General features: G+C 37.6%; 21 protein-coding genes. 12 read left to right on the forward strand and 9 right to left on the reverse strand.

All coding sequences use genetic code 11. The annotated features are described in order from the left end of the window. Nucleotides 1-61 precede the first annotated feature (61 nt). Nucleotides 62-1,441, reverse strand: coding sequence for a glycoside-pentoside-hexuronide (GPH):cation symporter (locus tag ACYVRA_RS01895; protein ID WP_461251056.1), 1,380 nt, complete (start codon nucleotides 1,439-1,441; stop codon nucleotides 62-64). Nucleotides 1,442-1,489: 48 nt separating this feature from the next. On the opposite strand from ACYVRA_RS01895, the gene ACYVRA_RS01900 reads away from it, so the two are divergent. After that, on the forward strand, nucleotides 1,490-3,208 hold the full coding sequence (locus tag ACYVRA_RS01900; RefSeq protein WP_461251057.1) for an alpha-glucosidase: 1,719 nt from the start codon (nucleotides 1,490-1,492) through the stop codon (nucleotides 3,206-3,208). A gap of 343 nt (nucleotides 3,209-3,551) precedes the next feature. On the opposite strand, the gene ACYVRA_RS01905 is transcribed toward ACYVRA_RS01900, so the two are convergent. Further along, nucleotides 3,552-4,748, reverse strand: a complete 1,197-nt coding sequence (locus tag ACYVRA_RS01905) for an MFS transporter (RefSeq protein WP_461251058.1) — start codon at nucleotides 4,746-4,748, stop codon at nucleotides 3,552-3,554. A gap of 346 nt (nucleotides 4,749-5,094) precedes the next feature. On the opposite strand from ACYVRA_RS01905, the gene ACYVRA_RS01910 reads away from it, so the two are divergent. Next, nucleotides 5,095-5,526 (forward strand): DUF3791 domain-containing protein, encoded by a 432-nt coding sequence (locus ACYVRA_RS01910; RefSeq protein ID WP_461251059.1) that lies wholly within the window; start codon nucleotides 5,095-5,097, stop codon nucleotides 5,524-5,526. 202 nt (nucleotides 5,527-5,728) lie between these two features. After that, nucleotides 5,729-8,224, forward strand: coding sequence for an AAA family ATPase (locus ACYVRA_RS01915; RefSeq protein WP_461251060.1), 2,496 nt, complete (start codon nucleotides 5,729-5,731; stop codon nucleotides 8,222-8,224). A 27-nt stretch (nucleotides 8,225-8,251) separates the two neighbouring features. Here the strand turns inward: ACYVRA_RS01915 and ACYVRA_RS01920 are convergent, their stop codons facing one another. Further along, nucleotides 8,252-8,566, reverse strand: coding sequence for a helix-turn-helix domain-containing protein (locus tag ACYVRA_RS01920; protein ID WP_461251061.1), 315 nt, complete (start codon nucleotides 8,564-8,566; stop codon nucleotides 8,252-8,254). Between the two features lie 129 nt (nucleotides 8,567-8,695). Between ACYVRA_RS01920 and ACYVRA_RS01925 the strand changes: the two genes are divergently transcribed. The 4 genes from ACYVRA_RS01925 to ACYVRA_RS01940 all read left to right on the forward strand — a co-directional run bounded on the left by ACYVRA_RS01925 (nucleotide 8,696) and on the right by ACYVRA_RS01940 (nucleotide 14,200). Beyond that, the gene (locus ACYVRA_RS01925; RefSeq protein ID WP_461251062.1) at nucleotides 8,696-9,391 is read left to right on the forward strand and encodes a DNA methyltransferase; all 696 of its coding nucleotides are present in this window, start codon (nucleotides 8,696-8,698) and stop codon (nucleotides 9,389-9,391) included. After that, complete coding sequence (locus tag ACYVRA_RS01930; protein WP_461251063.1) at nucleotides 9,363-10,412, forward strand: acyltransferase family protein; 1,050 nt, start codon at nucleotides 9,363-9,365, stop codon at nucleotides 10,410-10,412. The genes ACYVRA_RS01925 and ACYVRA_RS01930 overlap by 29 nt, the downstream gene beginning before the upstream one ends. 74 nt (nucleotides 10,413-10,486) lie before the next feature. Continuing rightward, entirely contained in the window at nucleotides 10,487-13,204 is a 2,718-nt protein-coding gene (locus ACYVRA_RS01935) for a type III restriction-modification system endonuclease (protein WP_461251101.1), read from the forward strand. 63 nt (nucleotides 13,205-13,267) lie between these two features. After that, the gene (locus tag ACYVRA_RS01940; protein WP_461251064.1) at nucleotides 13,268-14,200 is read left to right on the forward strand and encodes a TIGR02452 family protein; all 933 of its coding nucleotides are present in this window, start codon (nucleotides 13,268-13,270) and stop codon (nucleotides 14,198-14,200) included. 24 nt (nucleotides 14,201-14,224) lie between these two features. Here ACYVRA_RS01940 and ACYVRA_RS01945 read toward each other — a convergent pair whose 3' ends face one another. The 4 genes from ACYVRA_RS01945 to ACYVRA_RS01960 all read right to left on the reverse strand — a co-directional run bounded on the left by ACYVRA_RS01945 (nucleotide 14,225) and on the right by ACYVRA_RS01960 (nucleotide 20,851). Beyond that, nucleotides 14,225-15,007 (reverse strand): Wadjet anti-phage system protein JetD domain-containing protein, encoded by a 783-nt coding sequence (locus tag ACYVRA_RS01945; protein ID WP_461251102.1) that lies wholly within the window; start codon nucleotides 15,005-15,007, stop codon nucleotides 14,225-14,227. A 503-nt stretch (nucleotides 15,008-15,510) separates the two neighbouring features. Continuing rightward, nucleotides 15,511-18,714 (reverse strand): ATP-binding protein, encoded by a 3,204-nt coding sequence (locus ACYVRA_RS01950; protein ID WP_461251065.1) that lies wholly within the window; start codon nucleotides 18,712-18,714, stop codon nucleotides 15,511-15,513. A 2-nt stretch (nucleotides 18,715-18,716) separates the two neighbouring features. Next, on the reverse strand, nucleotides 18,717-19,328 hold the full coding sequence (locus tag ACYVRA_RS01955) for a DUF4194 domain-containing protein (RefSeq protein ID WP_461251066.1): 612 nt from the start codon (nucleotides 19,326-19,328) through the stop codon (nucleotides 18,717-18,719). Next, complete coding sequence (locus ACYVRA_RS01960; RefSeq protein ID WP_461251067.1) at nucleotides 19,325-20,851, reverse strand: Wadjet anti-phage system protein JetA family protein; 1,527 nt, start codon at nucleotides 20,849-20,851, stop codon at nucleotides 19,325-19,327. The genes ACYVRA_RS01955 and ACYVRA_RS01960 overlap by 4 nt, the downstream gene beginning before the upstream one ends. A 106-nt stretch (nucleotides 20,852-20,957) precedes the next feature. Between ACYVRA_RS01960 and ACYVRA_RS01965 the strand changes: the two genes are divergently transcribed. Together ACYVRA_RS01965 and ACYVRA_RS01970 are read left to right on the forward strand one after the other, a co-directional pair. Next, on the forward strand, nucleotides 20,958-21,878 hold the full coding sequence (locus tag ACYVRA_RS01965) for a tyrosine-type recombinase/integrase (protein WP_461251068.1): 921 nt from the start codon (nucleotides 20,958-20,960) through the stop codon (nucleotides 21,876-21,878). A gap of 95 nt (nucleotides 21,879-21,973) precedes the next feature. Next, nucleotides 21,974-22,975, forward strand: a complete 1,002-nt coding sequence (locus tag ACYVRA_RS01970) for a hypothetical protein (RefSeq protein WP_461251069.1) — start codon at nucleotides 21,974-21,976, stop codon at nucleotides 22,973-22,975. Here the strand turns inward: ACYVRA_RS01970 and ACYVRA_RS01975 are convergent. Further along, nucleotides 22,970-23,686, reverse strand: a complete 717-nt coding sequence (locus ACYVRA_RS01975) for a methyltransferase domain-containing protein (RefSeq protein ID WP_461251070.1) — start codon at nucleotides 23,684-23,686, stop codon at nucleotides 22,970-22,972. The two genes, ACYVRA_RS01970 and ACYVRA_RS01975, sit on opposite strands and share 6 nt — an antisense overlap. Then, on the reverse strand, nucleotides 23,683-25,407 hold the full coding sequence (locus ACYVRA_RS01980; RefSeq protein ID WP_461251071.1) for a DNA methyltransferase: 1,725 nt from the start codon (nucleotides 25,405-25,407) through the stop codon (nucleotides 23,683-23,685). The genes ACYVRA_RS01975 and ACYVRA_RS01980 overlap by 4 nt, the downstream gene beginning before the upstream one ends. Nucleotides 25,408-25,537: 130 nt before the next feature. Between ACYVRA_RS01980 and ACYVRA_RS01985 the strand changes: the two genes are divergently transcribed. Genes ACYVRA_RS01985 through ACYVRA_RS01995 form a run of 3 tightly spaced genes read left to right on the forward strand, consistent with a single transcriptional unit; the run spans nucleotide 25,538 to nucleotide 26,481 of the window. Then, the gene (locus tag ACYVRA_RS01985; protein ID WP_461251072.1) at nucleotides 25,538-26,044 is read left to right on the forward strand and encodes a DUF3990 domain-containing protein; all 507 of its coding nucleotides are present in this window, start codon (nucleotides 25,538-25,540) and stop codon (nucleotides 26,042-26,044) included. Beyond that, complete coding sequence (locus tag ACYVRA_RS01990; protein ID WP_461251073.1) at nucleotides 26,037-26,276, forward strand: hypothetical protein; 240 nt, start codon at nucleotides 26,037-26,039, stop codon at nucleotides 26,274-26,276. Before ACYVRA_RS01985 ends, ACYVRA_RS01990 begins: the two co-directional genes overlap by 8 nt. Before the next feature lies 1 nt (nucleotide 26,277). Further along, on the forward strand, nucleotides 26,278-26,481 hold the full coding sequence (locus ACYVRA_RS01995; protein WP_461251074.1) for a DUF3791 domain-containing protein: 204 nt from the start codon (nucleotides 26,278-26,280) through the stop codon (nucleotides 26,479-26,481). Nucleotides 26,482-26,506: the final 25 nt, after the last annotated feature.

Genomic DNA, 26,506 nt, shown 5'->3' on the forward strand with positions numbered 1-26,506 from the left:
CTTCCCTCTTCTTTGTGATCTTTTCTTACTTTGTGATCTTCGTGTGAAATTCTTCGGGGTATTATGCCTCTTTATTCAACTCCCCACGTTCCTGTAAATCGGTAAGTATCTGTTTATAAAATTTACTGTCAATTTTATACTTCATGCGGTAAATTAGGTAGCTCCCTAAAAAACAAAAAAGAGGGAAGATTAGCATGGCGACTTTCATCATTAAAAGGCCTGAGGGCGTAACTTCGGCGGCTGAATCGGCTTCTTTAATTCCTGAAATAATTATTACTACGGAAACAATTCCGCTGCCTACCGCGCCGCCTAATTTGTTGATTAGCGGCTGGATGGAGAAAGTGATGCTGTCGTTGCGTTTGCCGAGTTTCCAGTGTCCGTAGTCAACGGAGTCGGCGAGGAACATAACCATTAAAAGCTGGATAAATGACTGCCCAAAGAAAATTAAAACTCCGGCAATGCCGATGAATAACATTGTTGAAACAGGAGCGAAGAAAAAAAGCAGATAACCCGCCGTCATCGAAATAATCGCGCCGGTATAGAGAGTTTTACGGTCGAACTTTTTGCTGAAAAACTGGAAAGTCGCAAGGGCTGATAATTGTGATACGCCTAAAATTGCCGAGAAGATTGAAAACATCCCTTCATCGCCATAGGCGTATTTGAAAAAATACAGTCCAAAACTGGTAGTTGTCATATAACCAATCATAAACAGCGAAAGGGCAATCATTGTAAAAAACAACTGGTCGTTTTTAACTATAATGTTTACTAATTCACGTAACGGCGTATTTTGTTTTTTATCCGCGACAATACCCGTCTCCTTTACGCCGAAAATTGTTACGCACATTCCAAGAGACATAAAAACCGATACGCAAATAGCGAAAACAAAATAGCCTTTTTGCATAGAACCAAGTTTTACTCCAAGGGAAGTTGTAAGCGGCACAATTGCGACAACTACAAAAAACAAACCGATATTGGCAAAAATACGGGCAAGCGCCCCTATTTTTTCCCGTTCTTTTTGATCGACGCTTAAACTGGGAAGCATTGACCAATATGAAATGTCGTGGATCGTGTAACAGATTCCCCACATAAAGTAAATAATAGCGAAAGCGATGATGTACGCGTTGCCTTGAAGTCCAAGATTGGTAAAGAGCAAAATGGTAAAGATTGGGGAAGTTATCGCGCCTATTGTAATCCACATTTTAAATTTGCCCCAGCGCGTGTGCGTGTTATCGACTATAAGCCCCATGAAAGGATCATTAAAAGCGTCAAATATACGCGCGGCAAGAATAATCCCTGCCACCCACCACATTGTACTTGTCGGCAGATCGATTACGTCAGTAAGGTAGAACATAAGGAACATGCTGACTATGCCATAAACCATGTCCCTGCCGATTGTCCCCAAACCGAAAGTTATCCGGTTGCGAATATTAGTTTTTTGCATAATAATATATTATATCATTAAAATATATTTTTGAAAAGAGGATTATTTATGTGGTGGAAAGAAAGAGTTATTTATCAAATTTATCCCCGTAGTTTTCAGGATTCTTCAAAGACGCAATTTCCAAACGACGGTATCGGCGATATTCCGGGAATAATTTCAAGACTGGACGAGATTAAAGATTTGGGCGCGGGCATCATCTGGCTTTCGCCTGTGTATAAATCCCCCGACGCCGATAACGGTTACGACATCAGCGATTATTACAATATTAACCCAAAATTCGGGACGATGGCGGACATGGAGAAACTTTTCGCGGAAGCAAAAAAAAGAGACATAAAAATTATTATGGATCTTGTTATTAATCACACTTCCGACGAACACGAGTGGTTTCAAAAAAGCCGCGATATTAAAAGCCCCTATCGTAATTACTACATCTGGCGCCCCGGTAAAAAAGTTTCCGATAAAAAAACCGGCAAGCAAGGCAGTGAGCTTCCGCCAAACAATTGGACAGGTTTTTTTCTGGGCAGCGCGTGGGAGTACGATGAAAAAAGCGGCGAATATTATCTTCATCTTTTTGATAAAAAACAGCCCGATTTAAATTACAAAAACCCAAAGGTAATTGAAGAAGTAAAGAAAATTCTTCGTTTTTGGTTGGACAAAGGAGCCGCAGGGTTCCGCTGTGATGTGATCAACATAATTTACAAAACAAGCCTTGATGACGGAAAAAAAAGCGTAGCGATTCAAGGATTGGAACATTACAAGTCGCAGGAAGGCTGCCATGCCGTGTTACGCGAACTAAGGCGCGACGTATTGGACAAGTACGATTGCTTTACGGTAGGCGAGACTGTTTTTGTCGATTTGCCGGACGCGAAACTTCTGTGCGATGAGAGTCGAAAAGAACTGAATATGCTTTTCTTTTTTGATCATCTGGAAGTTGACCGCCGCATTGTAAAGTATATACTGAAAAAATTCCGCGCCAGCAAATTGCTGGAAGTAATGTCAAAATGGCAACTAGGACTTGACTGGTGCGCCCTGTATCTTGAAAACCACGATCAAACACGCACTGTCTCCCATTTTGGCGCTTTAAGAAAATGCCGCCTGACTAATGAGGGCGATTTGAAAAAAAAGTCAGGAGAGTACTGGCGGCGAAGCGCGAAGATGCTGGCGCTTTTTGAACTGACATTGCGCGGCACGCCATTTATTTATCAAGGACAGGAAATCGGCATGACCAATTTTGATTTTAAGAGTATTGATGAACTCAACGATGTGGAAAGCCGCAACATGGACAATTTATTGAAAACGAAATTCGTCCCTAAATGGCTGCGTTGGAATTGGATTAAAACAGGTTCAAGGGACAACAACCGCACTCCAATGCAATGGGATAACAGCGAAAACGCCGGTTTCAGCAAAGGAACACCTTGGCTTAGGGTAAACAAAAATTACAAGTATATTAACTACGCTTCGCAAAAAAATGATCCCAACTCAATATTGTCTTTTTACAAAAAATTAATCGCCTTACGCAAACAAACCAAATGCCTTGTCTACGGAGATTTCCACCCCGTTTATTCCAATAATTGCATAATGATCTATCAGCGCAAACTTAATGACGAGACATACACGATAGCGCTTAACTTTTCTTTTAATAAAGTTAAACCGCCCAAAAAGTTTGCAAGTCTATTATTGGGAACGCAGATTATTTCCGCGTCAGGTGAGAAGTACAAAGACTCATTACTTCCCTGGGATGGGGTACTAATATTCAGTAACATCTAAAACTTTACAAAACATTATTCTCAAATAGTCTCTCGCAGAGGCGCAAAGGGCGCAAAGTTCCTGTTCGATAACTCATTATTGACTAGATATATTAGTTTAACTACAAATCTTTAGGGAAAAACGATGATTCTGCAAACAACAACTTTGCGTCCTTTGCGTGAGAATCTTTGCGAAAAATACTTTTCCTACAGTCTCTTACGCCTCTGCGTGAGGTCTTTTTGTAAATATTTATCCGTAAACACAAAATACTAGTAAAAAATAATTTCTGACCACTAAAAATACTATTAATCAAAAATCATTAAATAAAATTCATTTGTATTTTTAGTGGTCATATGTTGTAAACTCATTCCTTCGGTTGTTTGAGATTCATCAACCTTAGAATGACAATCAGTACCACGCCGACAACCGCAAGGGCGCCGAGGGCGATAAATTGTAATTCTTGCCCGTTGATTTTTTTGATCACAATCGGGAACAACAGCGCCGAGAGCATGAAGCCTACCATGACCGCGCCGTAATTGGAACCGATATTTTTAATACCGAAATTTCCCGAAGTAAGAACGGGATACAGTCCCGAATAACCGCCGTAACAGAAAGCGACTACCGCGATGATCACTATCAGCAAAATCCCGTTGGCGAAACAAAGCCCAAACGCGCCAAGCGCGGTCGCGGCAAGAATGATGATGTCAGCCATTTCGCGTCCGATTTTATCGGACATAAGCGGCGCGCCAAGTCTGCCGAGCGCGTTGGCTATTCCCGTGAACATGACAATTCCGGTCGCGAAAGACGCAAGTCCTCTGTTTTCCGCCAGTTCTTTAAGACTGGGAAGGATGATGAAAAATACCGAAGTGCCAAACATGAGCGACAGCGCGATTAAATAGAAGCGCGGTGTTTTGATCATTTCCAAAGTCGTGTACTGCTTGCCTTTCAAAACAGGCGCGGCGGCGTTTGGTACTTGCTCCGGCGTTTTGATAAAATTGAACAATAAGAGAACCGCAACCGCGAAGCCTGCGGCTAAAATTAAAAACGTATACTTCACGTCAAGCTTACTGATTAATGTTGTAACCAGCGGCGCGAAGATAACTGTCGAGACTCCAAACGCACAGACGCTTATGCCTGTCGCAAAGCCGCGGTTTTGCGGGAACCATTTTTGCGCGCAAGAAATGTTAGCGTTATATCCCGCGCCTACGCCAAAGCCGCCGATGATTCCGTAGAAAAGATAGATAAGAAAGACGGGCGCTTTTCCGTCCCCCGGAATCAGCGCGGTCGCCAGCATACCAACCGCGACCATTAGCCCGCCAATCAAGGTTGTGATTTTTACGCCGATTTTCACTTGCGCCTTTCCTCCAACCAATATGCCTATGACAAAAAAGCAAAGCATAAATGAAGACGTAAGTTTTACGCCATCAATAGTCCATCCGTAAAAACCGCTGACCGGTCTTACAAATACGCTCCATACGTAAATTATCCCTAAGAACAACTGTAAAATACTTCCCATTATGAGAACCTTCAAACCCTGTTTGTTTTCCGTGATTGACGACATAATTTTCTCCTTGTATTCGATTTGTTATTAGTATATAGGAATGTGGTGGAAATTGCTATGGGGTAAAGAGAGATGTATGCAACAATAAAACGGCAAAAAACAAAGGAAATGACTTCGGTATAAACTTCGGTATAAACTTCGGTATAAATGGAACACATAGGTATATACAAGAATGGTTAGTGGGTTGTTAAGTGGTAGAAAAAATGGGGAGTTAATAAAAATTGGGTGTTTTTGGGGTGGAATGAAGAATTAGAGAATTACAGAGGTAAGTCCTACCAGACCGATTGATTCAGGCGGTTTACGGAGTGTATAATTTAATTGAAGGGATAGGAGGGAATGGATACCAATGACCAATACCCGGCATGAGGAAAATGTTTTAGTCGTTTTTGCCGTGGAGGAATATGCCAGACGGCATGGAATATCTGCGTATGATACTTTGAGCCTTTTCCTTAAGTACGGCATAACAGAATCAATACGCCAATGTTACGAGACGCTTCATACCCAAGATATTTACGAATGTGTGTCATTTGCGGAAGATATTTTGAAGAGGAATGAATGTAAAATAGATTATATGAACTATTATGAAATAATCGTATATTGGAGCATAAAAGATAACGCATTTATTGCAGAAGTGCCTGAATTGGCTGGTTGTATGGCTGACGGGAAAACATATATCGAAGCCGTGCAAAATGCTGAAATAGCAATAGATGAATGGATAGAGGCCGCACAGCTTACGGAGCGTGCTATTCCTGTTGCGAAGGGGAGGCTGGTTTATTAGTAATCACGGCTATGAGGTATTGGACCAAAAGTTCGCAGTCATATGTGAAGCAAGAAAGACTTATCTAATTTTATAGATTTATGTTGACAGAGCAGGTTAAACAAGTATATTATAGAAAAAATCATTTTAAATTATTGAGAAAAATGAGGATGTAATGCAATTAGTAAAGGTTGTTTTTCATGCATTTAAGAGTCTCGTGAATATGGAATTGAAGGTTAGTTATAATTGCATAGGTTTTGTAGGAATAAACGAATCTGGAAAGTCTAATGTATTATCCGCAATCCGTGTTCTTGGCGGTGAGAGAAGATTAACAGAAGCTGATACTCCAAAAATGGATAGAAAAAATCCCTTTATTACATATTCTTTCAAATTGAATGACGAGGAATTTAGTTTTTTACAAAGTAAATGTAACAGCCTATTTAAGCAGTATATCTCAGAACTTGATGGGGAAATTATAACAGAAAAGTCTATCACATACAATATTGTATTTGATAGACAGAAAAACTCCGAAGATCGTTATTTTGATTTTTCTGAAATTAGGATAAAAGAAAATTTAATGATACTACGGCCAGATAAATATGTAGGTAAGTATCAAATAAAAACCAGTGAGGGGTTTAAAGATATTGAAAGTTGTCGGATTATCACAAATAATGATTTCCAATTGCATATTGAATTAGAACAGAAAATAGAAAAACTAATGGAATTACAAGAATTATTGGTTCAAAAAGAAAATACACTTAATAAACTGCTAAACCCAGAAATAGCTGTAATTGGAGACGATGAATTATCCGATAAGAATGAAGTAAAAGAAGATGTAATAGACACAGAACAAGAACATTCTAACAATGTTTTGAATCTAAAAAATGAAATATCATATTTGAAAAATAACATCAAAATAGTTTTAGATGAGATAAAAGATTATAAAGTTCCCAATGTGATTAAAGAAATTGAAAAAAGGAATGTGTCCCTTGATTTAAATATTAAAAATGAATTAACAAATAAATCTTCTTTAAATGAGGAATTAAAGAAACTAAAAGCAATACAAAGTTTAACCGCAGATCAGACTGAAAGAATTAAAGAGATTGAGATACAAATTAAAAAATCAGATAATAATATATTAACAAATAAAAATAAAATAGAAGAAAATAATAATACTCTAGTTTTACTAAAAGAACCAATATCTGAAAAATATACTAACGAAGATGGATTCTTTATCAATCTTATTAAAGATAATTTGAACGACTATTTATATTCTATGCTTCCAAGAGTTGTTTTTTGGGAATATGATGAGAAATATCTTCAGGAGTCCATAATTAATCTTGATGAATTAATGCAACAAAATGAATTGGTTAATATTCCGAGGCCACTGATTAATATTTTTCGGATAAGTTTCGGTATTAGCCTACTTGACGATATTAAAGCAAAAATAAAAGAGGCACAAAGAGACGGAAATGAAAGAAGTCGTATTTCAGATCAATTAACAGACAGTGTTAATAATTTTTTACATAATATTTGGTCTGACTATGATCAAAAGATAAAAATCACAATTGAGGAAAAAGAATTAAGGGTTGCAATATTCGATCCTGATAAAAAATATGCAAGTTATTACTCATTAATTGAAAGAAGCCAAGGTTGTAAAACTTTTATTTCATTCTTACTAACAATAGGAGCTGAAGCAAATAAGAAAGTTTTGAAAAATACTATACTTTTATTAGATGAACCAGAAACTCACTTACACCCATCAGGTGTGAAATTTATGCTCAAAGAATTAATCAAAATAGCAGGAACAGAAAATAATATTGTTTTTTATACAACACATTCAATGTTTATGATTGATAGACATAATTTTGGCCGACATATTATTATTAAAAAAAACAATGAAATTTCTCAATTAATATATGCATATAGTAATAGAATTGGTAGTTTTATGCAAGAGGAAGTTCTATATAATGCTTTGAATATAGAATTTAGTGAATTTGATTCAACAGGTAATGTAAATTTTGTTTTTGAAGGGTATGGGGATGCCATATTATTTAAAACCGTATATAGTTTAATTTCAAAAGAGTCGATTCCATTTCCTTTAGATGATTGTGTTTTTCATCATGGTGGTGGTTGTGAGAATATTATGAAATATTTGATACACAGGTCAATAAGAATGAATACTAAATGGATTTTCATTTTAGATTCCGATAAACCAGCTGAAAAGCTAAAAAAGTTTATTGAAAGCGAATATAAAAATTGTATTAATGAAAGCGTTTTTATTTTTCAATATTTTAACAGTATTGAAAATGCAGAGCTTGAAGATTTGTTACCTAATGATATAAAACTAAAAGTTTACAATAGCGTTTTATCATCAGAGAATAAAGATCTAATAAATGAGGATAATTATTTTTCATTGATAAAAAACATTTCTTCATTTTCAGAGCAATATAGAGAGATATGTGAAAAGTTTGACCTCGTTGGAAGTAATATCAAAGGACTGTTCAAAGAAAAGTTAAATCAGGAAATAGAAAATGATATTAAGAATGTTTTGAATAACAAAAATGTTCTTAAAGAGAAATACAATAATTATTTAACATGGTTTGAGAGTACATTAGAATCGTATCAGAAAGCCCTCGTATTAGAGAAAAAAGATAATGTTAAACAAGAAGTACATTTACCTAACTCGGCTCATCAAAAAAAACAAACTCCTTCTTGAATTTTTTATCCGAAAATATCCTCATCGTTACTTCCCCGCCAACTGATTAACAACACTTAAAACCGCTTTAATATTTTCGTCAGCATAGGACTTTAAGATGTCATTTTCCCTTTCCGTTAAAAGTGCGTCCGCTTTGAGAAGTTCGTAAGGTTCAACGTTAAAAACGGCGGCAAGTTTAACTAGCGTGTCGGAAGAAACCCAGTTCTTGCAACACTCAAGATTGCTCAAAAAATTAGGGGAAATATCTACTTTCTCGGCAAGAACCTCTTGAGACAGGTTATTCTGCCGTCTACAACGGCGAATATTATTGCTTAAAATCCCCAACAATTCATGTTCTTCCATTTTTTACTCACCCTAATACCGAATAAACATACTATTAGCTTGAATTTATTACTAACTAGTATTACTATGAAATATCTGTATTACAGATATTTGTATTTTCATCAAATTTTGGAGTTTTTAGACAGAAAAATGCCAGACACAACCGGCTTAAAAGCCATCCTCAACCACAACGAAACAGCCCAGCCAAACGATGACTTGCTGAACACTCTAAAAGCCGCAATTCCCAAATTTTTTGACAAAGACGGTAATTTCAAAACTGACAAATTTGAAGACGAGCTAAAAAATAACAATATCGCGGAAGCTCGAGACGGCTACAAATTGGGTTTTGTGGGCAAGGATTATGCTCGCCTGCAAGTGGGGCTAAAATCCGAAACTATGATAGTTCCCGATTGTAAACATAATTCTCAGCCGGAGAACGCCAACAGCTGTAATGTTTTTATCACCGGAGATAATATTGACGCACTTCGCCATTTAGCCAATGCCTACGAGAACCAAATAAAACTTATCTATATCGATCCACAATATAATACCGGCGAGGAATTTGTGTATTCGGATAAATTTGAATTTAATGATGAAAAATTAAAATCAATATTAGGTTATACCGATGAAGAAATAACCCGTCTTAAATCCATACAGGGAAAAAGTTCGCACAGCGCATGGATTACGTTCATGTACCCTCATCTGAAAATAGCACAAAGACTACTTAAAGATGATGGCGTGATATTTATTTCAATAGATGACAATGAACAGGCAAATTTAAAGTTAATTATGGATGATATTTTTGGAGGATGTATAGATGTTTCTAAAACGCCAAAACTGGATTAATATCGCGAAATTAATTGCGATAGTCGCTGTTATTATTGATCATACTAACGGTTTGTTGTATACAGATAGACATATCAGTTTATTTTCGTACTATAGTGTTTCATTGTTTGTGCTTTTATCAGGTATTACTTCGTTTTACTCAAACAGACGTCATTATAATGAACGCGGAATAAAGGAAACCATTCGGCGTGTAAATAATTTACTTGTTCCTTACGCAATAGCAACAGCACTATACCAAACATATTATAACAGAGGATTTGATTTAAGAACTTATGTTTCTCAGTTGCTTAGCTTTAGTGCCTCGCCTCCTTTCTATTTTATTTTATTCTTTTTACAGTTATTAATTATCAGTCCATTTCTTTATGACATAATAGTGTATTTTAACAAGAAAAATTATCCACTAATATGGCACATAATATTTGTTTTTATTGGCGGGGTGGTAAGTATTTTTTCTCTAAAATATACTTTTATGCTTCCTGTTCATGGCGGTGGAAAATACATATTTGGCGCAACTTATATAGTCCTTTATTATATCGGGATGTGGTTTGCAAGCAATAATTTCAAGATTATAAGTAAAACCGTTCATGTTTGGTTTACTGGATTGTCTATAATTTTATTGATAGCTTGGTATTTGTTTATTTATCAAAACAAATTCACTATAGATTCAAAATTACCTTTTGGCAATGGTTTCAATCCGCCGAGTGTTTCACTTGGGGTATATGGTCTGCTGATGGGATTGTTTCTGTTTTTGGCGATCACATTAATTGAACGCTTAAATAATGGAGTTCTGCAATGGGTGATTAGAATTCTTGTAAAAATGGGTAATTATTCACTATACATTTTTTTATACCATCTTCTTGTGCGTAACATTATTCTGCAACATACGTTAATTAACAATATATGGGCAAAACGGCTTATTATTTTTCCTGCGATGTTATTTGTACCTTGTGTAATTAAAGGGATATTTGATTTATGCGTACAAGTATACAAAAATAAAATTAAAATAGTAGTCACTGGCTAAATTTTAGAAAAAATCATAATACTCATTAATCTCCTCTCAATCACATTTTTAACCTCTTTTTTTGTTATACCGTTATAAAGCGGCAGAAGTACGGCATATTCAAATTTATTATTCTTGTTCCCAGCGTTGCGATTAAAGAAGGAGTAAAAATGTCCATTGCCTCAGACAACTGGAATAAACATTTCAGGCAGGAATTCGGCAATCAATCCATTCATCTTGGAATTATCAACGCCGGAGATTTTGACGCAAAAAAAGGCAAACGCAAGCAAATCCCGGAAGCCCTTCGCTCGTTTTGTGACGCTTCCGCTGTTGAAGATAAAAACATTCATGTATTGCTGCTCAATGACGGAATGCTTTCATCTTCTTCAATGAGTAAATCGGATTATGACTCAACCCTGTTTGGAAATATCAGTTGTCCGATGGAGGGACTTAAAGCCACACGACCTATTGTAATTATTGATGAACCGCACCGGTTCAACAAAACAAACAAGGCATGGAAAACAATAACAGAAGGTCTTTGCCCACAAATTATAATTCGTTTTGGGGCGACTTTTCCTGACATAAAAACCGGCGGACTTTCAAAAAAAGATTATGAAAATTTTGTGTACGACTTAAATTCGATCCGTGCTTTTAATGAAGGACTGGTAAAAGGCGTTCACATTGAATATCCCATGCTGCCGGATACAAAAACGGAATTTGTGAAATATAAAGTTAATCAAATAGAACGAGGAAAATCGGTAACATTTAGCAAGGTTGAATCAAACAAAGGAAAACCAAAAAAGAAGTGTGAATTATGTATAGATGAAGACTTATCATCTATTGACGTGCAATTTTCGGGCGGCATTACGTTGAAAGAAGCTCCTTCCGCATCTGTTGCAATTCTTTCAAACGATCTTGATCTTCACCCTGATATGGAATTGATCCCTCAGATTTTTTCTTCAGGTTATCAAGAGTTGATCTTAAATCAGGCGTTAGAAGCGCATTTTGAAAAGGAAAAAGAAAACTTTTACCGGACAAGTGCAGGAGGTAATTTGCAAAACAATTTACCTAGAATAAAAACCAATTCACTCTTTTTTATTGACAGTATCGCTTCATTTCGGGGGAAAGACGGACAAGGCTGGCTTCGCGCGAAGTTCGAGAATTTGCTTAAAAAGAAAATTAAGAAAGAAATTAAAAAGGCACAAGGAGAATACGAAAAATTTTTACTGGCTTCTCTTGAGAAAAATGAGAAGGATGAAATGAAAGCAATAGCCGGATATTTTGCCGAGGACAATTCTAAAAAAGGCGATGCCGCTATTCAAGATGAAGTTGATAAAGTTTTGCGTGATAAAGAACAATCATTACAATTTAAAAACAAAAACGGCGAGTGGAATGTATGCCGCTTCTTCTTTTCAAAATGGACTCTGTGTGAAGGCTGGGATAATCCCAATGTTTTTGTAATCGCAAAATTGCGAAGCTCCGGCTCAGAAATCAGGAAACTTCAGGAAGTAGGCAGGGGCTTGCGCCTTCCCTTTGATGAAAACGGTTCGAGGGTTACTCCAACTCGATACGGCGAAGATTTTAGATTAACCTACATCATTGATTATTCGGAAAAAGAATTTGCGAAAAAACTGGTAGGTGAAATTAATGCCGATGGCGGCAAGATTGAAGGAAAAATAACTAATGATATTTTGGAAATTTTGGTAAAAGCAAACTATGCGGTAAATATCGCAAAAGCAAAAGGTAAATTACTTCTTGATGATATAATTGATGAAAATGACATTATAAAAGATAAAGACAAATTATTCGATCTATTACCGGAAGAAAGCGGCTTAAAGGTAAGAAACGGAGTAATTACAGGAAACGAAATGCCATCACCATCCAAAGTACGTCTTAACAAAGAGAATTTTAATAAAATTCGAGACCTTTGGGACATCGTTACAAAACGTTATATACTTAAATTTGAAAAATTAGGTAATGATGAAATAGAAAAATTACTGATAGAGATTTTTTCCGATAATGATTATTTTATAAATCCTATAACGGAGATCAAGGACGAGTATGTAAAAAAAGAGAGTCAAACTGTTATTCTTGAAACTGGCGGATACAGAGCTGTTAAATCTGAAATCAGTGTAATAAATTACGGAGAATTTTTGAAACGGTTAAATAAACGTACATCACTGCCGCTGGTTATGTTACACAAAACTCTTTCTATGGCTCGCAAAGGGAAAAATACATCCGCTGAATTATTTAATACAAATACTCTTGAAAAAATTATTAAAGTATTTGAATCAAAATTCACGGAAACCTATAAACAAAGATTCACATACCAGTCTCTTGATTACACCGCCCAAACAAGTCTTTTTAAGGGAGGTGATTTTGTCGCTGAATTAAGTCAAAGCTATCTTGGCGCAAATGTCGCAAAAGATGTAAAACATGATAAAGAACGGTATTTGTATGACAAAGTAGTATACGACAGTGATATTGAGCATGAAGTTTTGAAAATAGATCCGCCAGAACAGGTTATCGTTTACGGAAAATTACCTCAGAGAAGTATAAGATTGCCAACCTATACCGGCGGCACAACCAGCCCCGATTTTGTGTATACAACACGCATACAAGAAACAGACGATATTTATCTTCATCTTGTTGTAGAAACTAAAAGCGATAACCCTCGTCTTTCAGATAACATTGCAGTAGCCGCCCAAAAAAAAACGTTTGAATATATCGGCTCAAACATAAAATGGGAATTGGTAACCGATGTCGCGAGTTTTTATAATGATTTGCAAAAACTGACAGGAAAAGAAGAATAATATCCGTATATTACTTGATATAAATATTTTTTTCATGGCAGAATAAATTATAGGAGATACAATATGGTTACATCAAAAAATGATTTTGATCATATAATATGGAGGAATCAATTTGAGATTGCTTCAAAAAAAGGGACAGGATATCGTGAACTTAGAGCGGAAATCTTTCAAAATACGATTAAAGCAGTCAAAAATGGCGGTTATTATGTGGATGGTATTTTTATAGATATCCCCAACAAGCTGTTACCTGAAAATACTGAATATTTTATTGCACCTAACAAATTAGAAATTAATGGTGATTATCAAACAAGATATTCAGTTATTAATGCGGATTGTCTGGAAACATCTGAAATTTTAGTAAAGTCCGGATTTAATCCCTGTGTATTAAATTTAGCAAGCCGTCAAAATCCGGGCGGTGGGGTGCTTAATGGCGCAGGGGCGCAGGAAGAAAATTTATTCAGACGGACTAACTTGTTTTTGTCATTATACCAATTTACTGCTTACGCAAATGAATATGGTATAGAAAAGCATGAAAAAAGTTATCCGCTTGATAGAAATACGGGTGGCATATACTCTGCGGATATAACAGTATTTCGCGGTTCAGAAAAGAACGGATATTGTTTATTGAAAAAACCTTATACTGTTTCAATAGTTACCGTTCCAGCAATAAACGCGCCTGATTTAATAGAACGAAATGGAAATTTTTATATAGTTGATAATCTTATAGAACCAACAAAAGAAAAAATACGAACAATATTAAGAATTGCGGGTAAGTATAAGCATGATTGCTTGGTATTAGGCGCATTTGGATGTGGAGCATATGCAAATCCCCCCAATCACATGGCTGAATTGTTCAAAGAAGTTCTTCTAGAAAATGAATTCATCAAAAAATTTAAAATTATTGTTTTCTCAATATTTGAAGATCATAATAGTAATAAACGGCATAATCCAAACGGTAATGTTTTACCATTTATGGAAGTATTCAATAAATTGTAAAACAATTTTGTTACAACAAAATTTTCACCTATAATCAATAATCTCCTGCTCCACGCCCATGCCTGTTTCTTCAATGCGCCGCAAAAGTCCTGCCAGTTCGGGATTGTTTATTTCTTCTCTTATTTTTTCTATTTGGCGTAACGTTTGTTTGTCAAGCGGTCGCGCCCACGCTTGATATTTGTCAAAAGTCGCGGCATCCATCCGTACCGGAACAACAGGCTTTTCCGCCAACTCCTGAACATGCTGCAAAATAAGAATCCCGTCTGGGTCAAGGTCTCCGGCATGGTAAAAAGAAAAACCAGAAGAGGCAAGCGTCTTTACAAGAGCGGCGGCGGCGCGGTTTGAGTAACCGCCTATGTAAAGAAAGCAATCATAATGGGAAAGGTCTTTACTCTCATTGTGTTTTTGCGGACTTCCAAGAGCGTAAAAAGTTTCTTTGTTTTCAATTGTCAGTACGGTTTTTTCTTTTTTATCTGACACAAGTTGTATTGACTCAATCACTTCAGCGCTCTCAAGCGGAAAGCCGAGGATATGACCTTCGGCGTTTACCAGAGGCGGCTCTTGGTTTTTGAATTGAATAATAATTTTTCCCGCGATCATGGTTTCTGGATAGGAGCGTTCCAAAAAAGAAAGATCGGGAATAGAGACGGTTTTTTGAGCGCGGGAAAAAAGCGGATTGCAAAGAGACAGAAGGTTCTCAAGACGTTTTGAATCATGGTAAAGCAAAATTGAAAGAGCGCGAGTCGTTAATTTTTCGCGCTGAGCAGACTCGGAACAGAATTCTAGAAGACGGATAAATTCTTCCATAGCGTGTTGATCGATTCCCTGCCCGATTTCATGGGGACTGAAGCGCAGGGAAAGAAATTCCAGAAGGGCGATTGTTTTTTCTGTTTGAACAGCGTCCCTGCCCGGCAGTGTTGACTCTTTAATTGCTCGAACTTTTTCACCTAACATACTTCTAATTTTTTCCGCTTCGGTTTTAGGATACGGTCTTCCGGCTTCTTCAAAAAGTTTTTCAAAGTTTTCACAGCTTAAAGTTTTTAAACGCTCGCCCTTGTTACGCTTTTCCCAGTTAAGATTTATTATTCCTTTTCGTTGCAGAGATTCTGCGGCTTCCAAATAAGATTCTTTTTCATCAGAACGGATTGTGTCAAAATTGGGGAAAAGCAAAGAGGAACGCACGCGCAGGACGCTTCGATTCTCTTCTGTTTCCGAAGCGGAATCAAAATAATGGCTGATAAACTCATCAATAATCTTTTTTTTCCAGCTTGTCATTTTTCTTACCTTTGCTTAATACCGATATAAAAATTTCATACGCTTATGTCAATATCATTTGAATCAATGGCGTCAATGTGGCAGTCTCTTACTTTTACCGCGTTGCCAAAACGGCTTATCACATTAATCCTGTCCATGTGGGGAGCGATAGCTTCAATTTTTTCAGGCGGAACCGAGGTGATGATTTGCAAATTGAGAGTTTTGTAAAACTCAAGTATCTTGCCGATCCGCTCGTCGTCCATGCGGTTAAAGGCTTCGTCAAAAATTACCAGACGTACTGTAGTCTCGGGACGCGCTTTGTAAAAACGGTAGAAGCTTGCGGCAATAGCGACATAGTAGGGAGTCTGCGACTCACCGCCGGATTTTTCTTTGAGTACCTTTGAAAGAGAAAGAATCGCCGGATTGTCATCTTCGTCAAGGTTGTCGGTTTCCTTGATTCTGATGTCGTAGTGAAAATAAGTGCGGTAATCGCAAATCGCTTTAAGCTCTTTTGAATCCAATGGAGAATTTAAAATACGGTTAAAAAGTTCCTCAGCGGCTTTTTTCTCGGATGGATCGACAAGTTGGGAAAAAAGCCCTTCATCCGCAGTGGGTATCTTTGCCGCTTGCTTGATAACTTCTATCTGTCCCTTGCGCTCGCTAAGTTCTTCAAGATGAAACCAATACTGATCCCGACCAAAATGGAGAGTACGCAGAATATCGTTAATCTCTTTAAAACTTTCTCTTGTCTCTTCGATATGCTCGTTAAGGCGGGAAATAAAATGTTCTTTGAATTCTTTTTCCGCGTCCTGATACGCCTTCGCTATTTTTTCGCGGTACTGGGGCAGTTCCGAAGTTTCAAGACGCTTTAACAGAGTTTCCGCTTCGGCATTATCCGAAGGTTCCATGCCCAGAAGATAATGAAACTCATGTTCATAATCGGCGACAAGTTTATTGTACTCTTTTTTAAGAGTCTCTGTTATACTTTTGAATCTTTTTAAAGTTGTTTCATAGGTATTGGTTAGTTCAGCGATGCTGTTTTTTGAAAGTTTGTCTTGCGCGTATTCTTCACATTCACCGATCATAAGGGGATGATCATTGCCGAAATTTTTGATCGCCTCTTCCTTTTCTTCCTGAGATTGAGTGAATTGATCAAGGTCTTCTCTGCAGTTGGATAATTTGTTATTCAAACCGCCGCGGGTATTCTGCAAGTTGTCATTATCATCCTTTAATTGATCAAGATACTTCGCCAATTCACCGCGTTTGTTTTCCAACTCTTTAAATGACTGCGTGTCTATTGCGGCAAGTTCTTTCTTCGCTGTTGTAAGCTGTCCAGCAAGAAGTTCCGCGCTCGCAATGGAAGGAAAAAGATATTTCAGTTCCGGCATAAAACGTATTACGCGGTTACAGCAATCTTCGCGGTTTCGCGCTTCCCGTTCTTCCCTTTCGGCAACTGTCAATTCAGCTTCGATACGCTCAGCTTCAGCGGATAAGAATTTCTTGCGCTCTTCCAATGCGGTTCTCCCCAAATAATGACGGTTATAAACATCTTCCTTAATTCGTGAAACGGTATGGTTCGTATAAGTCATACATTCTTTGGTAACCGCGGAATCATAAGTTTTAAGATTCGCGAGATCACAGCGCATTACTTTTCCCAATGTGTAGTTGATGTAAATACGCGCGTAACCTTCGGCTTTGACTATTTCCGCGAGGGAACCAAGTTTAGCATTTGCGTTCCGCATTTTTTCGATATTGGGAATAAAAGCGCCTGCTACAGAACGGGGAAGGCGGTCGTATATTTCAATGGCTTTTTGAAAATTTTCGGGAGCGACTAAAATGGCAAAGCGTCTTGTGTTAAGCCAGCCTTCTACGGCGTCAACCCATGCAGGTTCGGTAATCTCCGCCGCTTCCGCCAGAAAGAAAGCTTCGATGCCAGCCTTCTCCAAAGCAGTCCGCAATTCGCGTGGAGCGTCGGGATAGCGGAGTATGCCTCGATCAAGTTCCGCAAGTTCAGAGCGAATGTCGCGGAGATTGTTCGCCGCGTCATCTTTTTTCCGTTCGGCGATGTATCTTTCGTTTTGGTATTTCTTCGCTTCTTCGGCAAGGGCGGCGTCTTCACCGTCAAAGTCTTCTGTTAAAACGCGGTTCAAAAGAGTTTCGCAATGGGATTTTAAATTCCGGTATTTGTCGGCTTGTTCCGTTTGCTTGGCAAGGTCAAGATTTATTCGTTCAATACGCGCCCTAATTTCTTCGTAAAGCCGATGCGCGTCATTGGCGGCAAGACTTTGATCCAAAGCCCTCAGTTCCTGTTCCGCGTCCAACCGCTTTTGGTTTAGCGCGTCAATTTCGCGGTTGGTAAAATCCAATTTGTTTTGCGTTTCCGTAAGTTGGCGAGCGGCATTGTTTTTCTTTTGTTTTTCATTTTCCCTTTCAATGCTGAGTTTCAAATATTCCTGTTTGATGATAAGTCCGTCGTAATTGCGCCATTCCGCCGCCTTAGCGCAGATTTTTTTCAGCACGCCAATTTTCGCTATCGCCCCTTTTGCCTGCCGATCCGCTTCCTTATAATTTTCAAGGTTCTGTTTCATGTCCTGAATCGACACGGGGTTTTCTTCGAGAATAAAGTCGCATACAAATTGATCAATGGAATCAAGTGGCTTAAAACCGATGGAGCGGGTAAGCGAATCAAGGTAAGGATTAACATCGGGCTGTCGTTTGAAAACTCCAAGACGGTTGGTAAGGTCTTTCACATACTGTTGCTTTGTGGGATAGTCATAAAGATTTTTTTCCGCAAGTATATTTTTAAATTGACGGAACATCAGCGGTTCGTTTTTTTCGTTGCGGATATTTATAGCCCGTATGGAGTCTTTAGAACTTATGTCCCCGATCCAAAAATGTTCGGTATGGTGATTGTCTTTGTATGCTTCAATACAAACGCCGCAGGCAAAATTGCCCTCGTTTGTTTGCCACTCCAACATTACATGGGCTATAGTGTCGTTTCGGCGGTACTCTGTTGACTCACTGCCAAGTTTACAGCGCACATAGCCCATTAGGTCGCGCCCTCCGCCTCGGCGCTCGTCCGCCGCGGAATTAAACCGCGCCATTCGCAAATTCGCCGCCATCACATATTGAATCGCGTCAATGACCGTTGACTTGCCTGAACCGTTATCTCCGGCAAGAAGACAGCGGTTACCTATTTCTATTACTTCGTCATCAAAGTTGTGCCAATTGACAAGCCGCAAACGTTCCAGAGTAACCATAATTATAGCTCGCCCTCCACATCTTCCCCATCTTCGCTCTTATCCCCCAACAAAGCAATTGCGTTGTCCAGCGCGTTACGGTCTATGCTAAGGGGAATGCTCGGATACAGTTGAATGATCCCTTCGGGGTCCGCATAGTCCTGCGATTCTACAGAAATTAATTTACAGGAAGAAAGTTTAGTCAAAACTTTTTTAAGTGTGGTTTTATTTATCTCGTCGCCGGTCATGGCGTTGTACTTGTCTTGAAAATCCCTTACCGTTACCATCGGAAATTTATTTAATGTTACTTCAAGTTTTTTATCTTCGTAAAGAAGGCGCAGAACAAGAACCGCGCAGATTTCTTCTTTTAAAAAATAAAGTCTGGTATTTCCCAAACCTCGAAAAGCGATAACTCCTAAACTTTCATCCCGTACAAGAGTAGCGTCCATGCAGGAAAACCACGCGTCAAAAAGCGCGCTGTTCCTGACGGTAAAATCGTAAAGCTCCTGTTCCTTGTCAATGCCGCGAATGATGAATGTTTTTGACGTAAGTATATGAAGCGCCATTTTGAATTTTTCAAAATCATCGCTTGAAAGATCGCGTATCAATACAAGAGCGTCAAGGTCTTGGTTCATGGCTCATCTCCGTCAACAGTGGCGCGGACATCGATCTTCTTGCGAAAACGTATATCTGGAACAATATAGTCCGCAGCTTTTACCGAACAGGCATTTGCTTTTGTCTCATCAGTATCTTCAATGTTATAACCAAAATCATCTCGTCGTGAGTCGCCGTAGAGCAAGGCGTAAATAAAACGGATGTAGGAATCTTCCCCTGTGATAAGTTCTTCTGGAATAAGGATTTTTTCTTTCCCGCCTTGTTCGTCAAGCCATGCGTTAATCCGCTTGATGGATGGCTGCTTCTTCACTCGTTCAAGAAATTTCGCATAAGATTGTTCAAGAGCTTCAACATTGACTGTTGGAGGAGCGGTAATAAAATCACCCTCCGCCCGTTTTTTGGTAAAGACAAGGCTGGAAGGGGAAAGAAATCTGATGCGGTGCAGACCGTGAGTAATGCCGGATTTAACTTCTTCATTGCCGCCGTAGATCGATTTTATAAGCTGACCGATTTTTCCAGCTACAGTACTGTCCGGCTCAATATAGGCTTTGATAATTTCCGTGCTGGAACGTGAGTAAGCAGTATTTCGTCTGTCGATTTCATCTTCTAAAGGATCAACGGATTTTAAATCGTCCCGAATTTCCTCCAGCATGGACGTCAGTTTTTTTCGACATTCATCACGGCTTGTTTGAAGTATCCGCATATATTTGCCAGCGCTTTCATCAAGCCATTGATCGTCTTTAAGAAGAGCCGCCACCTGTTTAAAAATACCCTGACGGTAACGGGAAACATTGTCGGAAGTTTTAAGCCGTTTGTACGCCCTGTCCAACACTTCTCCCATGTAGAGATCGTAATGTTCGTGTAACGCCGATGAGGCATAAGAGCGTACCGCTTCCGCGTTGAGGCTGTCGTAATAGCCCTTGATACTTTGAGATAAAACTTTGAGGGAGTCAATCAGCGAGCGGCACTCCTCGTGCGCCTTGAGTACGGCGTGGTGTCCGTCTTTTTTTATTGTTTCGCCGCAGAGCATGGAGTAAACCGTAACGACATGGCTTTCATATTCAGTTTTAAGGCCGCCGTCAATGTCGGCAAGGGATTTCATAAAAGGCTTGCCATACGCAGTAATGTTAATCACTTTGGTAAAGTCAGCCAAAGTTTCTTCGGAGAGCCAACCGGCATTTATAAACCGGCGTAAAAACTTGCTTGCCAAAGTCCGTTCATCTGCGGAACGGTTTACATGAGCAGGGCGGTTTTCGCTTAAATTACTTACGGCAACTCCAAAGTCTAATTCCTGTGCGCCTGTTTCTATATGAGAAGAAGGATTATCGTAAAGAGTGTTAATAGCCTGATCTCTTACGGGTTCTTCATCTTCTTCTTTTAAACTGTCACGGTGAAGAGAAAGATAGTTCATAAATTCCCGAACTACCAGTTCACGTTCAAGCCCTCGCGTATTTTCCTGAAAAAGCCGATAGTACAGCACCAAAAGCGCCGCATAATGTTCCCGGTTTACACTCGCGAGAGGAGAGAAAAAATTATCAGGCAATATCGCAAAAACACCGGAAGGCATTTTTTAACGGTATGTAAAAGATTACTCTTTGTCAAGGAGAGTTTGAATAACTCCATAATAAATTATCGTTAGGGGGCAAGAAATGACCACGTTAAAAAATACAATTACCGATTATTTGGCATACTGCGAGTATCAAAAGAAATTGAACGCAAAGTCAATTAAAGCATATACGATTGACCTTGAGCAATTAAGGCGGCACACTGTGTCTGAAAATATTCCCGTAAAGGCTGAAATTTCCGCATATATCACACATCTACACAAGGTCTATTCGCCACGGACAGTCAGGCGTAAAATCGCAAGCATCCGCGCCTTTTTTAATTATCTTGAATTTGAAGAAACTATTTCTGAAAATCCCATGAAGAAGATTAAAACAAAATTTCAGATTCCACGAATGTTGCCAAGAACAATTCCTTTAACGATAATAGAAAATATTTTACGTGCCGCTTATCAGGAGTTAAAACAGGCGCAAACCGCTTATGCGATAAGTACGGCGTTGCGAAATACCGCAATGCTTGAGTTGTTATTTGCAACAGGACTACGGGTATCGGAATTGTGTTCTATTAGCGCGGAATACATTGATCTGGATAACGGAAAAATTCTTATTATGGGAAAAGGAGCGAAGGAACGTGTGTTACAGATCGGAAATCCAGAAGTTCTTTCGATTCTGCGGCACTATGCCGAAGAAAATGCCGTGCGTATACGCGAGACAGGTCATTTTTTTATTAACCGGTTATCCTTCCGCATTTCCGAGCAGTCTGTCCGTTTTTTGATAAAACGGCTTTGCGTCAAGATCAATATTGAGCAAAACATAACACCGCATATGTTCAGGCATTCCTTTGCTACGCTACTGCTTGAAGAGGATGTAGATATTCGCTATATACAACGTATGTTGGGTCATAGTTCCATATTGACAACGCAAATTTACACGCAGGTTGCTATGGAAAAACAGCGTCAAATTCTAACTGCAAAACATCCTCGGAATAAAATTGCTATCAGTATTTGAGATTTTTGTTGACTTTTTGAAGGAATGGGGGTATGATGAGAATGTAAACGCAGGATAATTATTTATTATCAGTTATGGAAAAGGTAATATCTTTTATGAAAGATAAATTTGGACATAAATTTGAAATCAAAAGAGTCTTCAAAGAAACGGATAGTGGATATCATCAAGCTATTCGTATTTATAATGAAACTACACCTGTTGAAATAAAGACCAATACTAATGAAATTGTTCACTGGCTCAATAAAGAGGGACATTTCAAAATTATGGTATTTGTTCTTTATCTTGATGAAGAAGTGATTGGATTTTCCATGATAGGTTATGTTGTGGGAAAAAAAATAGTAATTATTGATTATTTAGCTCTAAAACCGCAATATCGAATAAATTCGGCTTTTTTTTCTTATATTGGTTTGCTACAGGATTATCTTCGGGAATCTGATATTGAAGTTTCATATTATATCACTGAAATAAGTAATAAGGGAGAGGGGAAAAATATTGACAAAGAAAGTAAGATATTTAAAAAACTGATATGTCTGGAAGGATTTGGCAGGATTAATTCAATTTATCATACACCTCCACTTGGACTTACAAATTATGAAAGTGAATTTGAATCATTTTTATATATAAAAACAAGTGATAGTATAAAACGAATCAACAGAGATACATATTTGGATATAATCCAGGCAATATATTATGACTATTATTATGAATGGTATAAAGATCTCTTGTCATCTAACCCCCAAAATTTAGATAAGTATAAACAAAAAATAGATAATTGTTTTGATTTTGTTAAAAAAAATATTGTTGATAACTCATCATGCGAGATAATATATGGAGAATGTCCTTTTATTAACGGTCCTAATATTGATGAAAAAACATATGGACATTTACCTGTATCAAAAAAAGATAAATCAAAAAGAATGTTGTTGTTTCTTATTCCTTTATTGCTTGCTGCCCCAGTCGGTATCATTTGGGTATATAATTTTATTTTAACAGTACTGGCTATTCAGTTTGATTCTGTTTCTACAATTATCGGGGGATATTTTGCGGCAGTAATAACCGCCTTATCTACATACCTTATCACTAAAAATAAATCATAACTTCTCACAAAACATGATTATATTACTTGCGTGTTTTTTAAAGTAAGTTATATACCGAAGAAGACAGTCAAATCTTGCCAATTTAGCAGCAGCATTTTCATCCTTATGTTTCTTTAAATGTAAGCTACTTAAAATATGGAATGATGAAAAATTACGGATAATAAATGAAAATTCTATTAATATATTTTTGATATAATCAAATGAATATACCCATAGATATTCAGACCGATCCATATATTTTGTTTTAATAATTTCTGCTGATTTTCCGTATTCCTTTCTGCCAAAATATTCAAAACTTAAACTGTTTTCAAATTCCAGTATTAGCATTCCATGTTTTTTTATAACCCTTGATATCTCGGCTATTGATGCTGCTGCATCGCAATAATTTATTACACTTCCAACACAGATGACATAATCAAACATTGTATCAGGGAAGGGTAGTTTTTCTATATTTGCAACAACAGCATTTCTCAAGTTGGCAATTTTGTTTTCCACAATATCTACATGGTACATGTTATTAGATACAATGCCATAATTATTTCCTCCTGACCCTGCATTGAGAATATAGGAATTATTCAATGAATTGCATCTTTTCTTAATATATGTATAAATTCCAGATTTTAGATAAGAATACCAAGCATTATCTTTAGGCCATACTTCGGTGACATTTTCATAAAAACTTTTAATAGATTCCTGATCTAAGTGGTTCATAATCTATCTATTTCTCCATTTATTTTCAACTTTATTACTTCTATATTTTCCAATCCGTCATTGTCTACTACTTTTACGGCTATATTATGCGTTCCTGATTTTAATACAATAATTTGTTTGCCTTCCTTATCCATTATTATGGAAGGTTTAAACTTTTTCTTTTCCACATTATATTCAAAATCCCAACTGTAAAATTCAATGCCGACGGGGCTTTGCCCAACTGCGATAAATTCAATTTTACGGTTTCCTGCGGACATTCCATCCGATTTGTCCACTTCAAGTTCGTTAATATGAACGCCAATTACAGGTTTAACGGCTATCGGGATTATTTCATCTACTTTTACCAATTTTACAATTATGTTTTCTTCAGTTTTTAACCGTGCCACTTCTTCAATAGCACCTCTACCGAAACTAAAAGCGATTATATACCCTACTGGTTTTTTTGCTTTTTGATTTTTAGTAAACAGGCTTTTGTCATAGCGTTGAATCGCGGTTGGGAATTTATCTATAACATCACGAGGTATGTTATCGGAACGTTTTACTTGTATGGGAGTACCGTCTCCCATTTTCCCGTCAACACCCTTGTCACCCCCTTTTCTGTTTTGTGGAACACCGCCGAATTGCTGAATTATCCAGCTTTCAAATTCAAATGCATCTTTGTAACGGAGAGTGTCGTAATCATATTTATAGAGTTGGACTGTATAAGGAGCGGTAAATAAATCTGTTTGTTTTTGCAAACGGAATTCCGTTACTTTTACCGCCATCGGCGATTGGTCAATTCCTATCCATTGACGGTTCAGCCTGTCCGCAACTGCGATTGTCGTGCCGCCGCCTACAAAAGGGTCAAGTACAATATCTCCTTCGTTGCTTGCCATGTTTATAATACGTTCCAATAAATCTTCCGGTTTTTGTGTTGGGTAGCCTATAGATTCTTTTGCTTTAACATTTAAAATATCGTCCCAAACTTCATTTAATGGAACGCCCGGACTTTGTTCTAAATAATATTTTAACTGAGGGGTCACACCTTTTGGGGGATAATAGACTAACCCCTGCTTATCATATTCGTTTAGTTTATCGTGTGTTGTAACCCAATGCATACCTTCTTTGCCTTGTTTATTTGGATCAACATTTTTCCAGGATTTACCCGTTTCACCATTTCTTTTTCCGCTGACTAACAATGGAACAAGCCTATAAAATCCGTTTTCGTCTTGATTTTTATAAAGTTTTTTTGACGCTTGCGATAATTCCATAAATATTTGATTAAAAATATAATTTTCAGTTTTTGAATAAAAGAATATTGAATCATAATTTTTTCTTGCCGCCTTTGAAATATTTGAACGTGTATAACTTCTTTTCCAAACAAATTCATTGATAAAATTACTTTCCCCAAAAACTCTGTCCAGAATATGCACACGGATATAAGCGTTTGCATGCCAGTCGCAATGTAAAAAAATGCTTCCCGTCGGCTTTAAAATGCGGTGCATTTCAATTACTCTTTCTTTGAGCCAATCAATGTAATGGCTTATGCCACCAGACCATCTGTCCTGAAAACTGCGAATTTCCCCTTCATCGCCCCAAATAACTTCATAATTGCGGTTGCTAAAAAACGGCGGGTCAAGGTATATTAAATCCACATATTCATCGGGAAACGTTTTTAATATTTCTAGATTATCTCCGAGAATAAGTTTATTTACAGAAAAATTTAATTGAAGTTCTTCCATTTTTTGCCAAAAACTGAAAAAATCCGCAGGATAATAAATAATTATCCTGTATCCAACATGGACATTTATTGCATCCTGTAACGATTGATTCAGGCGGTGTATAAGTTGTATAATTTAGAAGACTATAACCATGATCCTATACCACGGCAGCGACCAAATTATTAAAACTCCCGAACTTCGCTCTTCAACCAGAACTCTCGACTTTGGAGCGGGCTTCTACACAACAACCAACAAGGAACAGGCTGTTAATTTCGCTGTTAAGGTTTATACTCGCTCAATTAGAGAAGGCAGTACCCCAAGAGGAAAATTTATCAGTGTTTATGAAGCGGACTATGAAAAAATGGAAAAGGAACTTAATATATTGCATTTTAAATCAGCGGATGAAGCGTGGCTTGATTTTGTTATGGCTAACAGGCGTAATACCTATAACGGAAAAAAATATGATATAATATACGGACCTGTGGCAAATGATACCATATATAGAACATTAATAGCTTTTGAAGACGGGGTATTGTCAGCGGAAGAGACTATCGCCAGATTAAAAGTTCGGCAGTTATTTGATCAAATGACTTTTGTGTCAGAACAATCTTTTTCTTTTCTGAAATATTCAGATTTTATCGAGGTTCCAAATGATTGACACACAATTCAAGGCGACACTGGAAATGCTAATACCTCTTGTTATTAGGGAAATAATTAAGAGCCGCAATATAAGTGAGAAGGAAGCTTTTGAATTGTTGTATTCTTCGTTTCTGTACAGTAAACTGGAAACAGAGTCCACCAAGTTATGGCATTTAAGCCAGTTGACTTTGGCGAATTTATTAAACGAGGAAATTGAGACAGGAACTATTATCTTTCCGGAGGAAGCATAGCATGAGCGGCAATGCCGAATTTATTACCTATTGTGTGGAAGAATACAAGGCCGCAAAGGGCATAACCGGAAAAGAAGTAATTACGCTTTTCAAAAAATACAATATTATTGATTATATTGTTACGTGCTACGGAGCTTTACACACAATGGGCGGTCTTGCTATTGCGGAAGATATAGATTCACTTATTGAAAAAGCAAACAAGTAATATAAGCCGTTATTGACTTCCATTC

Source organism: Treponema sp. R8-4-B8 (assembly GCF_054786175.1).